This is a genomic window from Parabacteroides massiliensis (genome assembly GCF_900155425.1).
GTDB lineage: Bacteria > Bacteroidota > Bacteroidia > Bacteroidales > Tannerellaceae > Parabacteroides > Parabacteroides massiliensis.
Window position 1 is genome coordinate 244,866 of sequence record NZ_LT700190.1, and the last position, 14,989, is coordinate 259,854.

Sequence of the window (14,989 nt, forward strand, 5' to 3'; positions counted from 1 at the left end):
CACAATCCCCATTTATATGGATTTTAACTATATTCAGCATGATAGAACCAACTTATTAAAACCTTTGGCAGTCTTCGGGACTTGCAAATAGGCTCGTAGATAGCCTTTTTATTAATGTCACCTTTCATTGTTTTCGCCACACATTCGCCATGCAACTTCTGGATAAAGGAGTTGACATATACACGATTACCGCGCTTCTTGGCCATAGGCAGGTTTCAAGCACACAGAACTATGCGAAGATAACTCCCAAGAAGGTACTTGAAGCCATCATGAAGATAGGATAAGACATATCTTCAGCTTTATATAAGTTCGGCAATAATGTTGATTTGTTGCCGAATTTATGTTTTCAAAATGACCTCATAAAAAGGAAAATAAGGCTGGATATAAGGAAAAGGTTATTAGGTTTGCACCAAAAGCCTGTAAATCGAATAGTCTTTTGCCGTCAAAAAAGAGAGAAGGGAAACTCGGTTTACTTGAACAAAGAATAGTTTAGTTTATACCCATATTAAATATCCATAACCTAAACTAAACCTTTTATCTTCCGACAATGAAACCTTGTCATCAAATACGGTTCTCAAAAAAGCAATAGAAATAACAATGAGCATCACTAAAGAGCACAACAGATTCATTCCTTGCTCGCTTCTCAGCGATTGCAAGAATGTGCAAAAATCTGCGTTAAAAAGTGTAAACGTGCAAAGAACTGGAAAATCGATTTTGCAGATGTTTGCATTTTCTTTTTTTGACGGCAGTCATATTTGCAGATTTTTGCCTATTTTGCGTCCCCCCACCGTCCCTCGGAGTCACTTTAGACACCCTAAAACAAAGGTGTTTGTACTGATTATCAGCCACTTATATTTGCAGATTTTACATTCTGCGTAGGGAAATAAACATTCTGCATCGGCAAGTGACCTAAAGAAAAGCATAAAAAGAGAAAATACAAATCCGTAAAATGCGAAAAATCAATGATTTTATGAGAATTTGTATTTTCTCTTTTTCTCCATACTTTCTGTCTGTTTTTATATTTTTTTCGTAATTTTATTCCCAAATTGTCCCCCGAAAAGGATGCGAGGGACAAAAATCTATCCCCCGAAGACAATGAATCACATCTCTCATTAAAATAGGAACAGATGGAAAATATAAAGCATCTGAGGTAAATTCAGAAATACGACATTTAACCAGATGCAGGTATTGCTGTCCAAATCCTTGCCAATTAACCGAAACGAATCTGCCATATCTCTATGAATATTTTGCCAACCTCAGAATGGCATCATGAAACAGATAACAAACTATCATCATTGCTGTGCGTAAAAATATGCAGTCCACTGCGTAAAATGTAAGACTGGACAGTACTCCAATGAGTTTAAACAAATTGCCCATTGTTTGTTTGCGTGTTTGGGAACTCAGTTTATAAATTTATTGACTCGCTTTCACGAACTCTTTTAGGAATCGTTTTCCATAATTCAAGTCCAATGAATCATATGAGATTCTGAAGTATCTGAACTAAATTCAACAAGACATTTCACCAAAGGTGTTAACTATTAATACTTATTCCGTACAACATCCAAGCCGTCACATCAATTATAATACAGATTCAGATCATCCGTGCCAATCTCCTTTCCGTCCCGGAAAACAAGGCGTAAATCAATCCTCTCTCTGTTTTCATTGCCACAAAGATAGACATACCGGCCAACATACGCATCATACTTATCAATCAGTTCTAACGGTATGACCGGCATGGGAAAAGGATACACCTATATTGCATATAGCGGAAAATTTGTAAGATTACCCTGTACTTTATAAGGCAACATAGAAAATCTCTCCGCATGCAATTCCGGTCTTTTTCCCAGTAATGCTGTCAACGAATTGGCCCGGACATTCCCTTCGGCCTTCACTTCTATCGGCACCATTTGGGCATTACGTTGAATAACAAAATCCAACTCAAGACGCGAATTGTCTGTGTTATGGTAATAAATCGGTGACACGCCCTTACTTTTCATCTGCTGCAATACATACTGTTCAGTCATTCCTCCCTTGTATTCCTTAAATATGTCGTTTTTAATCAAGACTTGGGCCGGATCTGTCTTGACCATAGCACCCATAAGCCCCAAATCAACCATATAGAGTTTGAAAGCCGACAGGTCTTCATAAATATCAAGCGGAAGCTCCGGTTTGGTACATCGAGGCACTTTATACAACAACCCGGCATTTACAAGCCATTGAATGGCCATCTCAAAATCATTGGCTCTGGCACCTTTTCGCAAAGCTCCGTAAATGAATTTCTTGTTTTCTTTAAATAATTGGGAAGGAATGCTGTTCCATACCATTCGGACACGCGGAACCTGTTCTTTGGGCGCATGTTTTGAGAAGTCAAGATCATAGCCTTGCAAAATCTCCGACTGTATTCTTCTGACTTCCAGCAAGGAATCCGTTTCTACATATTTGAGTACAACTTCCGGCATACCACCTACATAATAATATTGCCGAAGGAGATCCGTATATTTGTCATGCAGGAGGCTTATCGTTTCAAAATCCCCACTCATAAGCAATTTACAAGCTTCTTCTTCTCCCTTGGCGACAAGAAACTCTTCAAAGTTCATAGGAAATATATTGATGACATTTACCTTCCCTACGGGATAAGACACATCCTGATGAAGGGATATCCCCAAAAGTGAACCTGCCACAGCTATATGATACTCCGGAACCTCCTCTTTAAAATACTTCAAAGATTCCAGTGCTTCCGGGATATCTTGTATCTCATCAAGGATAATAAGCGTATCACCCGGAGTAATGTCAACGGAAGTCATCGCACGCAGCCCCCGTAAAATTCTGTCAACATTGAAATCCTGAGAAAAAAGCTGGCGTGCAAGGTTATTCTTACGGCATACCACATAAGCCTCTTTTTTGTATTCAAGTTTGGCAAACTCATGGAGCAGCCATGTTTTCCCAACTTGTCGGGCACCATTTAAAATCAGAGGTTTTCTATCCTCACGGTTTTTCCATTCTATAAGTTGTTGCAAAACAAATCTTTTCATCTACAAACAGCATTTTTATACATGTAAAAACAGCGTATAATACATTTATCCGCACTTATTTAAAGCACAAATATACTAAAATAAGCAGATAATAGAAGCAATCTTATACATTTTTCCGCACTTTAATCAACTCCAATGGAAAGCAGTAGCCAATTTAGGATTGCCTTCTCCACGCTCGATGGCCACCAGCGTATTGATGCCCACGCCCGCCAGTTCGGAGAAGTTCCAGCTGATTGACCTTCAAACTCTTCCTGCACTCTTTAATCATCTTTCCTAGCTCTTTCATATTCACAACACATTGTGATTTTAGTCAGTTTTCATCCTAGTTCAAAGAAAAAAACAGCCGATAAAGCAACTATAATCATTGTATTCATATAGATTAACATCATATATTCAAGTTAATCTATATATTTACATGGATTATTTGTATATTTGCAAAAAAGGAACAACCATGTGGAATGAAATGAGCAATCCAGCTGTGCTGATGAGAATCGGCCAGCGCATCAAAGAGACACGTATCAGGCAGCATATCACGCAGGAAGAACTGGCAACGGCTTCCGGTGTAAGCCCCTTGACCGTTGCGAACATCGAGAAGGGCAAATCGGTATCGCTGCTGTTGTTCATCAGCGTACTCCGCTCGCTCGGCCTGCTGGAGAACCTGGAGCAACTGGTACCGGAAATCCGGGTCAGCCCGATAGAGCTCAAAAAACTGCAAGGAAAGAAACGCTACCGTGTACGCCATTTAAAACAAGATAACCATGAATGATTTGATAGTAGATGTAAAGCTATGGGGAGAAAGCGTAGGCTCTCTCTATTGGGAAAAGGAAAGCAATGCCGCCTTGTTCGACTATGAACGGAAGTTCATCCGCTCCGGTCTTGACATTTCTCCCATCATCATGCCCATCAGCCAGTACAGGAACACCCCCTACCGGTTCCTTGAAAACCGTACCGACTGTTTCAAGGGGTTGCCCGGCCTGTTTGCCGATTCACTGCCGGACACTTTCGGAAACCAGATCATCAATGAATGGTTTGCCAGCAAGGGATTGTCCGGAGAAGAGATTACCCCTTTAGACAGGCTTTGCTATGTAGGCAAACGTGGCATGGGCGCACTGGAGTTTGAGCCGTCCTCGCCAATCAACGGCATGAACGAATCATCAGTGCTCCATATCGAGGAACTGACGGAGCTTGCCAAATCCGTATTCACGGACAGAATGGCTTTTCAGGTCCAACTGCGCCAGGAAGGAAGAAACATTCTGGATATACTGAAAGTGGGAACATCTGCCGGAGGTGCCAAGCCCAAGGCCATCATCGCCTACAACGATATTACCGGAGAGGTACGCTCCGGACAGGTAAAAGCTCCTGAAGGATTCGGATATTGGCTGTTGAAATTTGATGGCGGCAAATACAGCGAACACACGCAGATAACGGACAATCCACAAGGAATAGGAAATATCGAATATGCCTATCACCGGATGGCAAAAGCCTGCGGTATCGATATGATGGAATGCCGGTTACTTCAGGAAAAAGAGTCATATCACTTTATGACACGCCGTTTTGACCGTATGAAAGACGGAGAGAAAATCCATGTACAGACATTGGCCGGGCTTGCCCACTATGACCGTGACCAACGCCATTCATACGAAGAGATATTCCGTATCATGCGGCAGATGAACCTCCCTTATCCAGATCAGGAGGAACTATACCGAAGAATGGTGTTCAACGTCATGAGCCGTAACCATGATGACCATAGCAAGAACTTCTCTTTCCTGATGGATAGACAAGGGAAATGGAAACTGGCCCCGGCATACGACCTCTGCTACTCATACACACCGGGCGGCAAATGGACGAACCGCCACCAACTGTCACTCAACGGCAAACAAGACAATTTCACGATGGAAGATCTGCAAAAGGTAGGTGAGAACATGGGCATCCGGGAACACAAACAGATTATCGAAAAGGTACAGGAAACCGTATCGTATTGGCATGAGACTGCCAAGGATTGCGGGGTCAAGCCGGAACACGCCGATTTTATCGGAAAAACCTGCTCTTGTTCGGCAAGCAACTGCATACCATCCAAATGCCGGACATTGCCAACGAACAAGAGCAGGCTTTCATGAAGGCTATGCGAAATGATGACTTCAACGCCATCCTGGAACTGAAGATGAGAGGATATCAGCCATCGGAGAACGTACTGAAAAGCCTCCAGCCGGATATATCCGCCACCAACTTCATCGCTGCCGCCAAAATCTTCCAAATGGAAGGGATGCTAAAAAGCCTTCAGGACATAAAGCCTGTGCAAAGCCCGATTATAGGCGGCAATAAGCGTAGCATGGAATTGGGGGATTAACACACAAACGGCATCCTGTACCATTCAATATAATAGTAAATATATTAATTGTTATCTATCATATTTTGATTTAACAGTTAATATATTTACCTTTGCGATATGACAACGAATCACATCACCCAAGCCATGGCCAATCCGGAAATCATAGCGGAACTGGGCAGGAGATTTAAGGAATACAGGCTAACCTATAGGTTCACACGTGTCCACTAAAAATCATTAACACTTCCCTTAACTAATAGTTCTATAGCTATTTGCAGCTATTGCCCCATCTGAGTTTATGAGCCTTTTTTTACGGCACACAACAAGAAGGAAGGAGGGATTGAGAAAAGTTTTGGACGACAAAAAATGTTGGGGACAGTGAAGCCGTCCGGCGTTATTTTTTTCGGTACAAAGGGCGAAGACCGGAACTCTTTCATATCCATCCACCGAAATAAATTTGCCGTTCAAAAACAAAGGGTCTCAGATGGAGCTATGAAAAAGCACACAAGGGGAGGCAGAAAACAAGGAAAAGGGAAGAACGGAAATAAAAAAAAGTAAAATCCAACAGACAGAACAATAAACAAAAGCATAAATATTAGGCAAAATTGTCCCGATAAAAGAATTATAACATGACTATTGAAGATGAAATCCTCCAATACCTGCACTATCATCCTCTATCAAACAGGGTTGAGATAACGCTTGGGATAACCAATCCTCCCAGTGGCAGGATTGTAAAAAGACTACTGGCCGATGCCGTAACCAAAGGAATGATAGAAGTACTCTAACAATAGTAGTGCCACTATATTATAAGCAGCACTGCAATTGTTCCTTACCCCAGCAAATGCACCTCCTGTAACCTCACCAATCCCAAATACATCTTCAAGAACACCTCCTGATACACCTTCAGATCCGGGAAATAGACGAAAGACTTCCGGGAAAAAGAGAGACATGTGAATGGCCGTTCATTTGGAACCTCCATTTCCGGATAGCGTTTCTTCGCCTGGTCAACCGCCATCTTGTTAAGTGAAGCCACGAAGTTGGCCTGGCGTATCGGATTCCATTTCGGGGTTTCAAGAATCATCATCCCATCTTTCCGCTCAGGAATAACCAAATATTCATCCTGCACGTTACGGGCGTAATAGCACACAAAAGACAAGGCCTCATAGACATTATCCCCTACATGAATACCGATAACCCGTTCTTCAGCCGGTGTACCAGCAAAGCATTCCGCAATCTGCTTCATGGCATACCCATGCAACAAGGCAGCATTAGAAGCCAACAGATAAGCCGGTGCGGTACGCTCTCCTCCCCTATCGATGGCAGCAAAGAGAGAAGGACTCCAACAGAGATGGATGATCTTTCCTTTCTCTTTCTCACGAAGGGAAGCGACACATAACCGGTTGTCAAAGACCAAACGGGCTTTTTTCGTTTCCGGATGGAACTGGAACACGTTCCGTACCCTGTCCGGCTTATGGATATCCATCATCAGATAGCCTTGCCACCCGGACACATGTTTTGTCTTTAAAGTTGTTTCGCTTTCCTCCACATCAAAGAGATAAGACAAGAGCTTTTCCCGCTTGCAACATACGGAAAGAGAAAACTCATCCTGTTCTTTCATCTGCTGCATATCCAATGAAAGGAGAAAAGCCAATTGCCAAGGAGTAAGCTCGGAAAAGCCATGTAATTCGATACAAGAGAACGAACCTTTCTCCGGTGAATAAATGGCATACCCTCGGTCATCAATCTCATATTTCAACATGAAATCCCCTTGTTCGACGGGAAGATAATTCTGTAAAACGGTCTGATAATTCATAAAGAAATATATTATATTAAGTTAGTATTCATAAAGAGAAATCGGGGCCACTCTTGCGTTTCCGTTTCTTTTTGGACGGTATGAGATCATCCTCTTGCGACTTCTTCCCGCTGCCGGTAATGTCAAGATCCGGAATGGCCGTAACTCCCCTACCCTGCATATAGAAAGCCTCACGATCCACCCGCTCACGGAACTCCCCTACCCTATTAATATGTGACGAGAGACCGACTGCCACGCCATCGAAAAGCTTCTGTATATTCTGATAAGTGAGCTTACGGGAAAGATCCGCACCTTTAAAGAGATGAGCATTTTCCACGTTTTCCATATAGAGAGAAATCCCATATGCGCCTTTGCCGTTTACATGCTCCGTCACCCGAATCGATTCTTCCGCCAAGTTCTTCTTGAAATCCTCATATCCGGAAGAAGCGTTCAAAGCCTTAAACACGTGGTCATAGAGATAATGCTTCTGTTCATCGGCACTCATGCCATGCCCATCAAAACGGATATTACCGAAGCGATATTTCTGAGGAAGCGAAACGTCCTTCAGGTAAAAGCCTGAATCCTTGATGCCATAGACATAATAGGATTTGTCCTTCTTGGTGACCAGACGCATATACAATCCTTCTTGTTCCAGGTTCCTTCGGAAATCGGATGTACTTTCGGAAAAAGAGTAGATGCGGTCAAGCTGTTGTAACAGTTCATCCTTGAACAAGGGGTTGAAAAAACCTCCTTTTTCCAGCAATGCGAAAAGGTTGTCATAGCTTTCATCCCCCAACAGGACACGCCATTCTTCATTGGCCAGTTTTATTTCTTGCAAGGGTTTATCCAAAGACCAGTATGTATCGGATTGTTCTAGGACAGCCGATACCTTATCCTTGTAATTATAACTACGCATGGCTTTCTTCAAGGCCGCATCGAAATAATAGTTACGGTATTGCGCCTCTCCCAACGTGGTTCTCTTGCCTCCTTCCCTTTCCAAAGGCAACAGACCGTACTTCTGCTCCAGTTCCCTTGAGATCTTTTCGGAACGGCTGTAATTATTCCCGGAAGGAATGCTTTTGCCTTCTTCATCAATCGTGGTCAGCAGCACATGCACATGGCTGTGTGCCTTGTCGGTATTCAGGACAACGGCATAACAGGACTTTCCGTACCCCATCCTCTCGATATATTCCCCGGCAAGAGAAAGCCACTGTTCATTCGGGAATTCCGGAAGTTTCCACTCTGTCCCCAAAGATAATAGATAACGGGCAAAGCCTTTTATGTCAGACAAAATCCCCGCTTTCGTTATGTTTTTCACGGATTTTTCTAATAACCATCCGGATATTAAATCGGAAGATAAATTCCTGTCAGTCAAATTATGGGCTACCAAATGACTGTCCAAACTTTTCAGTGAGCTTTTAATCTTGGCTGTATATTTGCCCGATGCATGGAGCAACTCTAAATACCCGTTCATTTCTGTGGCAAAAATGCTTCTGAACTTATATGCCATCTTCGCTTCCTCCCGTATTCTCGTTTATGTAGCGGGCATACAACCCCGTGAAAGGCAGAGATTCCAATGCATAGGGACGTAACATTTCCACATCAAATTTCACATAGTGCTTCATGGACTTTGTATCTTCATGTCCCAATATTTTTCGGACAACTCCATAAGGCACCTTTTCTGATATTAGTTCACTTGCCAGAGTCATTCTTAAAGCATGACCTCCCTTCTTTCGCCCTTTGGTTGTAATGCCGGATTGGTTCATGTGACGAGTTATAAGACTCGTAACTGCCATGACTGTTATCGGTCTGAATGGAGGACGTGTGGAAATGAACAGCTTGGTGCAAAACGTTGCAGGTCTTTCACACGATACATATTCAGTTATGGAGGATTTCAGTTCCGGAAGTAACTCGAAACGCTGTGGCACATTCGTTTTCCTTTGAACAAACTCGATTGTGTTCGAGTCGAAATGGATGTGTCCGACAATTCTAAATTTACAATGTCTCCGCAACGAATACCAAGTCTTAAAGCCAGAAGTATGATAGCGTGGTTTCGTTTGCCGGGAACCCGATTTGTATCAATGCTGTCTAATAGTTGAACTGTTTCGGCTTTGGTATAAACAGAAGGGACCGGTTTATGGCTTCGGACAGTTGGAACAATTATAGAATAATCAAGGGGCAGGATATTTACTTTAAAGAGAAAGCGTAAGAATTTTCTAAGGAAACTCCCCTCGTTCATTTTATCATTACTGGCTGCAAATACGGTATAAATATGCGCAGGTGTAAGTTCTAACAGGTCAACTATTCCGTTCTGATAAAATGAACGCAACGTCTTGGCGCCACTATAATAATATCCTTGTATCGAAGATGAACGCAGTCCTTGCAACTTAAGGTTGTCAAGAAAAGCACGGAAGAGCGGGGCGTGGCAATCCGGTACTGATATACGGCTTGGAGGTAGGATATGAAACTCTCCCTTGAGAAAGTCATTCAAACGTCGGATTACAAGCCTTGTCTGTTGTAGTTGCCTTGCGGATCCAACTGATGCCAACCTTTCTTTCTCAAATATTATTCCCGTTTCGAATGAATAGGAATGAATCCTTTTTTCTTGCATGAAACCTTCCAGACAAGAAAGTATCCATTGATAATGTTCAAGAGTTTTCTTGCTATGTCCTTGGGACTGCATAAACTCTTCAAATCTTGTTCTTGTTACTTTAAATGATTCCATAAATTCTGATTTTTACATTTATCATACTATTAATTGCGGGAATAAATATATCCTAAATTATGGAATACATAGAAATGTTATCCGAGAAAACACTGTGATAAACAGCTAATAATATGATGTTTATATTTATTTTCTTAGATAACATATTATCTGGGATAACCTATCTTATCCGAGTTCTCGGATAAGGTGGGCATGAACGCCAGCCGTGCCCTGGCCATCGTTTCCGGCTCGTCCAACAACTCGATCGGACGGGTGCAGACTCCGACGCTCGCCATGATATGCAGCCGCTACAGGGAGAACCGCAGTTTCGTATCCACACCATACTGGCAGCTGCATGTCACCCTCAATGGCGGCACGTCACACCGCCGCTTCTTCCATCCCGCGACCTTTGACGACAGGCAGAAGGCGGAAGCCGCCTACCGCAGTCTCTCTCCCGATTCTTCGGCGACGGTCACGAAGGTGGAGCGCAGGAAAAGCCTGCAACAGCCGCCGTTGCTCTACGACCTAACGGCACTCCAGAAGGACTGCAACGTGCACCTCGACCTGCCCGCAGCAAAGACGCTGGACATCGCCCAGTCGCTCTACGAGAAGAAGCTCATTTCCTACCCGAGAACGGGAAGCCGGTATATCCCGCACGATGTGATGGCCTGCGTGCCCGGTCTGTTGGAAAGGATAATGGCCATGCCCGAATTCGCCACAAGTGCCGGAATCCTTGACTTTGCGCGTCTCAACACCCGTAGCGTGGACGACCGTAAAGTGACGGACCACCATGCTCTCATCACGACCGGCATCGCACCCGAAGGGCTTTCCGAAGCGGAGGAGGCCGTCTATACGCTGATAGCCGGACGTATGCTGGAGGCGTTCTCGCCCTGCTGCGAGAAGGAACTGATTCTTATGGAATGTCGCCTGGACAACATGGATTTCCGCTCGAAAAGTTCCCTTGTCGTCAGTCCGGGATGGCGCGGCATCTTCTGCAGGAAAGAGGACAGGCAGGACGACGAGCCGGAAACCGACGAGGGTACGGCCGTATTTGCCGAAGGGGACACGGTTCCTGTTTCAGGATTCGGACTGTCCCAGAAGAAGACCGTGCCCAGACCGCCCTATACCGAGGCCACGCTGCTGGCAGCAATGGAGACCTGCGGCAGGGAGATAGCCGACGAACAGGCACGCGAGGCCGTGAAGGAGCTGGGCATCGGCACGCCCGCCACAAGAGCCGCCATCATCACCACACTGTTCAAACGTGACTATATCGCCCGCTCCGGCAAGAGCATCGTCCCCACGGAAAAGGGACTCCATATCTACGATGCGGTGAAGGACATGCTCGTGGCGGATGTTTCCCTGACAGGAAGCTGGGAGAAGACCCTGCTCCAGATAGAGCGGCACACGCTCGGACCGGACACGTTCATGGCATCCATCACGGACTACACCTGCAAGGCTACCCGTGAAATCCTGAACCTCAGCCTTCCGGCGGCAGCCGCCCGCACATTCACCTGTCCCAAATGCAAGACCGGACACATTATCGTCAGGGAAAAGAGTGCCCGTTGCGACAATAAAGGGTGCGGACTGACCGTGTACCGCAGATTCCTGAACAAGGAACTGACGGACCAGCATCTGGAACAGCTTTTCTCCTCCGGTTCCACACGCCTTATCAAGGGATTCAAGGGAAAGAAGGGCGTGGCTTTCGACGCTTCGGTCACCTTTGACGCCGGGTTCACCCTGACACTCTCGTCCCCCAAAAACGGGAACGGCAGGAAAAGGAAATGATGAAGCCATCCCGATTCGCGGGGCAAAGGTCGCAGCCCGCCCGTTTCCACCGGCAAGGTCAGGCCTTACGGTTTCTGGGAAAAATCATCCTCGCCAGAGGCTCCGGTATTTTTCCCGAAAATCTTGCCTGTGGAGGCGGACTGCAAGAAAGCCCCTGAAACCGGGAATGGCATTCCCGCCAAACAAATGAAGATTATGAAAGCAAAAGAACGTATCAGAAAGATAGCGGACAGCAGATGGGCAAGGACACTCGCGCTGGCCGTAACAGCAGCCATCATATTCAGCTGGCTCTATTCCCACGGTATATCGCCTGTATGGACTGCCGTGGCCATCATCTGTTTCAGGGGACTCTTCAGGTTCCTCTACCGTATAGCCTGTTTTCTCGTGGCATTGGCAATCATTCTGTGCATACTGAGTTTTCTGGTCTTCTGAAATCTGACGATATGGAACATGCACGGAATTTATCATTGCAGCATAAGGGAGCTGTCCGGGAGCGGGCGGCTCTTTTTGTATCCGTCACAGCCGGAAATGACACGGAAAGAAAAGGGAATGGACGGAAAACACAGACATTGGCAAACCGAGAACTACAGGGCAAAGTTGGCAAACGCTTCTTGTCGGACGGCAAGGTCAGGCCGCAAGCGGTTTCGGAAAAAATCATCCTCGCTGCGCTCCGGTATTTTTCCCGAAAACCCTGCCTTTCCGGAAGCATTTGCCGTTGGGCCCTTGTAGTTCAACGGGCTGCCAAAGCCCGGGTATTCACAGTTAAAAATTAAAGAATATGCAACAAGCGATCATCACAAGACAGTCACCAGCTCCGATAGGGATGCCCGTGACAAGAAGACCGAAAGTACACGTCCCGCAACCGGCAATCAAGCTGCCGCCAAGGGGAACCACAGGTCCCGTTCACATCTCAAAGCTGCTGAACCCCGTTCTGGAAATATGCAGACATCCGGATAGGAACAGGCTGCTGGCTGAATTATTCAGCGAATATTGAAACACATCGTCTAATCATTTAATATCTGAAATTATGTTTTTTACAGCAATCCACCAGATGATGACGGAAAGCGTGGACCTCACGATCGTCATCCGCAAGACAAACGGACAACTGACCGTTTCCACATTGCCCAAATCGAACGGACTCAAGGACGAGGCCCAGAACCACATCGTGCCGCTGACTGTCACGGGCACACCGCAGGAACTTGACACAGGATTCCTGCAGGCAGTCACAAGACCGATACAGAAAGCGTGCGGGCTGATCTCCAACATGGCACAGTTTGAGGCACAGGCGGACAAGGCCGCCGCCAGCAGCAAGGCCGCCAAGGAAGCGAAATCCAAGGAGACGAAGGAAGAACGCGAGAAACGGGAGAAGTACGAGAAACTGATGAAGAAGGCGGAAGAACTGACAGCCGCCAGGAACCATCGGGAAGCCGTCAGCGTGCTTACACAGGCGAAAGCACACGCGAATGCCGCCCAGTTGAAGGAAATCGAGGAGAAGATAAAGGCAGCCGACACGGAAATGAACCGGGGAAGCCTCTTCGACCTGATGGAACAGGAGGCACAGCCGGAACCTTCGGTACAGCAGCAACAGCCACACTCCCAACAGCCGGTATACACACAGACACCGGTACAGAGAAATCCGCAACCGCAACGTCCGCAACAGCCGGTACCGCAGAGACCACAACAGGCATACACGCAGCATCCGCAACAGCCAGGAATATGGCCACCGCAACAACAGCCGCCACAGCCGCAAGCAAGACCGCAGATACAGCCGCACGCGCAATACGTACAGCTGACAGGCGGACAGCAGCCTTCCCAACCTCAATATCCGCCGCAGCCTGAAATTCAGGACTGGCAGGAAGAACGGTTCATGCAGGAGGACGAACAGCAACCGTACCTCTCCGATCAGGAACACCCCGCATACAGTGAGAAGGACTACGAGGAATACATCGATTTCCCGCAGTCCATGCTGGAACCCAAGTATTCACCTTATCAGACAGTTTAAGACATGGCACTCGAAATTAAAGGAATGACACGCTCATTCAGATTCAAGAAAGGAACAGAGTATATTACTCTTCAGGACCCGGATCCGAACATCTCGCCGGACATGGTCATGAACTACTATTCGAACATGTACCCGGAACTGACGACGGCTACCGTTCACGGACCGGTCATCAGGGAGGACATGACAGAATATGAGTTCAAGACAACTATCGGAACAAAAGGATAAAGGATATGGCAAAGGACTACAGAAAAAAGAAGAAATCATGTGTACCATTGGACGGATATCAGGCGGAACAGCTCGCGAGACTTATCATTGCGGAAACCGAAAGGAAGGTGCATTACGGCACGGAAAGGAAGAAACGGATTGCGGCACCCAGCGGTGCCGTAATTCTTTTCTGAACACCACATTCACGCCGATGCCTCCGCCGGAACTGTTCTCGGAAAGTCCTGACGGAAAGCCGTGCAACCTGATCACGCGGGAAAACTACGAGTACCTGCGTGATTCCTTTTTCAGATATGCGAGTCTTATGAAAAAGGAAGCGGTACATGCACCGGGACTCACAATGGCGGAAGGAATAACGAGACTGCATGATGAAATGAGCGACCTTGTCGGCAATGACATGAATGTAAACATCGAGCAGGATGGGGAAAGACTCATTTTCCGTCTCTGGAAATGCCACAGATGGGGAGAACTTACGCTGTATTACTTCCCTGTGAAATTTGTGGAAAATCTCGGGCCGGAACTGAGACGCATATCTGTCACCTTCATCCACAACCTGATGCAGGCAAACGGAATTGACACCATACTGGACGAGGATGACACGGAATATGCGCTTACCTGGCTGGCTGAAGAGAATGACGACGAACAGGACGACAGGAAAAAACGGCTGAAACTGCTGCATTCATACGAGAAAGGCAGGATACACAGTCTGCTCAGGAGAGTGGAACGGAAATCCTACTACAAGGACCTGCCGAAGGCAATCGGACGGTATAAGCCGGCGAACGGATACGAACAGTCCCTGCTCTCCGCCATGAAGGAAGGTCTGGAATTCCTCTCGCCTGAACGCGGCATCATGGAATACGGCTACGACCCGTTTTATGAAGAGGAACCGGACTACCTGCCCATGTATCTCAACAGGCAGATAAGGGTCGTCTATGACTGCAATGATCCCGTGACGGACAACCTCGTGGACTACTACAACTCCTACAGCCGGGAGACATACGACATCATTCCGGTCACCACCTGTGACCTGTCTCCGGAAACGGAGGAACTGTTCCGCATGGACGACTACCCGGAACGCTTCTTCAAATGGGCGGAAAAATTTATCAACATCACAATATAAACCAAT

14 protein-coding genes and 3 pseudogenes are annotated in these 14,989 nt (G+C 46.1%); 11 read left to right on the forward strand and 6 right to left on the reverse strand.

Annotation, left to right across the window (positions count from 1 at the left end; all coding sequences use genetic code 11):
• Positions 1–110: 110 nt before the first annotated feature.
• On the forward strand, positions 111–284 hold the full coding sequence (locus tag BQ9893_RS08135) for a tyrosine-type recombinase/integrase (protein ID WP_316211079.1): 174 nt from the start codon (positions 111–113) through the stop codon (positions 282–284).
• Positions 285–1,751: 1,467 nt separating this feature from the next.
• Here BQ9893_RS08135 and BQ9893_RS08140 read toward each other — a convergent pair.
• The gene (locus tag BQ9893_RS08140; protein WP_005868811.1) at positions 1,752–3,032 is read right to left on the reverse strand and encodes an ATP-binding protein; all 1,281 of its coding nucleotides are present in this window, start codon (positions 3,030–3,032) and stop codon (positions 1,752–1,754) included.
• 126 nt (positions 3,033–3,158) lie between these two features.
• Positions 3,159–3,318: pseudogene (locus BQ9893_RS22055) on the reverse strand (helix-turn-helix domain-containing protein).
• 129 nt (positions 3,319–3,447) lie between these two features.
• Between BQ9893_RS22055 and BQ9893_RS08150 the strand changes: the two are divergent.
• The 3 genes and pseudogenes from BQ9893_RS08150 (at position 3,448) to BQ9893_RS21650 (ending at position 6,143) form a co-directional block, all read left to right on the forward strand.
• Complete coding sequence (locus BQ9893_RS08150; RefSeq protein ID WP_005868812.1) at positions 3,448–3,798, forward strand: helix-turn-helix transcriptional regulator; 351 nt, start codon at positions 3,448–3,450, stop codon at positions 3,796–3,798.
• Positions 3,791–5,379 (forward strand): annotated as a pseudogene (locus BQ9893_RS08155) (type II toxin-antitoxin system HipA family toxin). Before BQ9893_RS08150 ends, BQ9893_RS08155 begins: the two are co-directional and overlap by 8 nt.
• Before the next feature lie 608 nt (positions 5,380–5,987).
• Entirely contained in the window at positions 5,988–6,143 is a 156-nt protein-coding gene (locus BQ9893_RS21650; protein WP_005868867.1) for a hypothetical protein, read from the forward strand.
• A 44-nt stretch (positions 6,144–6,187) separates the two neighbouring features.
• On the opposite strand, the gene BQ9893_RS08165 is transcribed toward BQ9893_RS21650, so the two are convergent.
• From BQ9893_RS08165 to BQ9893_RS21365, 4 genes are read right to left on the reverse strand one after another with little or no spacing between them, the layout of a single operon-like run.
• A complete protein-coding gene (locus BQ9893_RS08165) occupies positions 6,188–7,171 on the reverse strand; it encodes a hypothetical protein (RefSeq protein WP_008771414.1) in 984 nt (327 codons plus the stop codon).
• 28 nt (positions 7,172–7,199) lie between these two features.
• Entirely contained in the window at positions 7,200–8,624 is a 1,425-nt protein-coding gene (locus BQ9893_RS08170) for a relaxase/mobilization nuclease domain-containing protein (protein ID WP_244155092.1), read from the reverse strand.
• 25 nt (positions 8,625–8,649) lie between these two features.
• Positions 8,650–9,078, reverse strand: a complete 429-nt coding sequence (locus BQ9893_RS08175) for a tyrosine-type recombinase/integrase (RefSeq protein WP_244155093.1) — start codon at positions 9,076–9,078, stop codon at positions 8,650–8,652.
• Positions 9,045–9,875: a tyrosine-type recombinase/integrase gene (locus tag BQ9893_RS21365; RefSeq protein ID WP_139322582.1), complete on the reverse strand. Its 831-nt coding sequence runs from the start codon at positions 9,873–9,875 to the stop codon at positions 9,045–9,047. The genes BQ9893_RS08175 and BQ9893_RS21365 overlap by 34 nt, the downstream gene beginning before the upstream one ends.
• 186 nt (positions 9,876–10,061) lie before the next feature.
• Between BQ9893_RS21365 and BQ9893_RS08180 the strand changes: the two are divergent.
• From BQ9893_RS08180 to BQ9893_RS08210, 7 genes and pseudogenes are all read left to right on the forward strand, one after another.
• Positions 10,062–11,639 (forward strand): annotated as a pseudogene (locus BQ9893_RS08180) (DNA topoisomerase); the annotation flags it as partial.
• A 195-nt stretch (positions 11,640–11,834) separates the two neighbouring features.
• Positions 11,835–12,071: a hypothetical protein gene (locus tag BQ9893_RS08185; RefSeq protein ID WP_055300465.1), complete on the forward strand. Its 237-nt coding sequence runs from the start codon at positions 11,835–11,837 to the stop codon at positions 12,069–12,071.
• An 11-nt stretch (positions 12,072–12,082) separates the two neighbouring features.
• Positions 12,083–12,412: a hypothetical protein gene (locus BQ9893_RS22065; RefSeq protein WP_229101631.1), complete on the forward strand. Its 330-nt coding sequence runs from the start codon at positions 12,083–12,085 to the stop codon at positions 12,410–12,412.
• Between the two features lie 5 nt (positions 12,413–12,417).
• Positions 12,418–12,633, forward strand: coding sequence for a hypothetical protein (locus BQ9893_RS08195; RefSeq protein ID WP_075965632.1), 216 nt, complete (start codon positions 12,418–12,420; stop codon positions 12,631–12,633).
• Between the two features lie 33 nt (positions 12,634–12,666).
• Complete coding sequence (locus BQ9893_RS08200) at positions 12,667–13,641, forward strand: PRTRC system protein E (protein ID WP_075965633.1); 975 nt, start codon at positions 12,667–12,669, stop codon at positions 13,639–13,641.
• Between the two features lie 3 nt (positions 13,642–13,644).
• Positions 13,645–13,866, forward strand: coding sequence for a PRTRC system protein C (locus tag BQ9893_RS08205; protein WP_075965634.1), 222 nt, complete (start codon positions 13,645–13,647; stop codon positions 13,864–13,866).
• Positions 13,867–13,903: 37 nt separating this feature from the next.
• Positions 13,904–14,983 (forward strand): hypothetical protein, encoded by a 1,080-nt coding sequence (locus BQ9893_RS08210; protein WP_075965635.1) that lies wholly within the window; start codon positions 13,904–13,906, stop codon positions 14,981–14,983.
• The last annotated feature ends 6 nt before the right edge of the window (positions 14,984–14,989 follow it).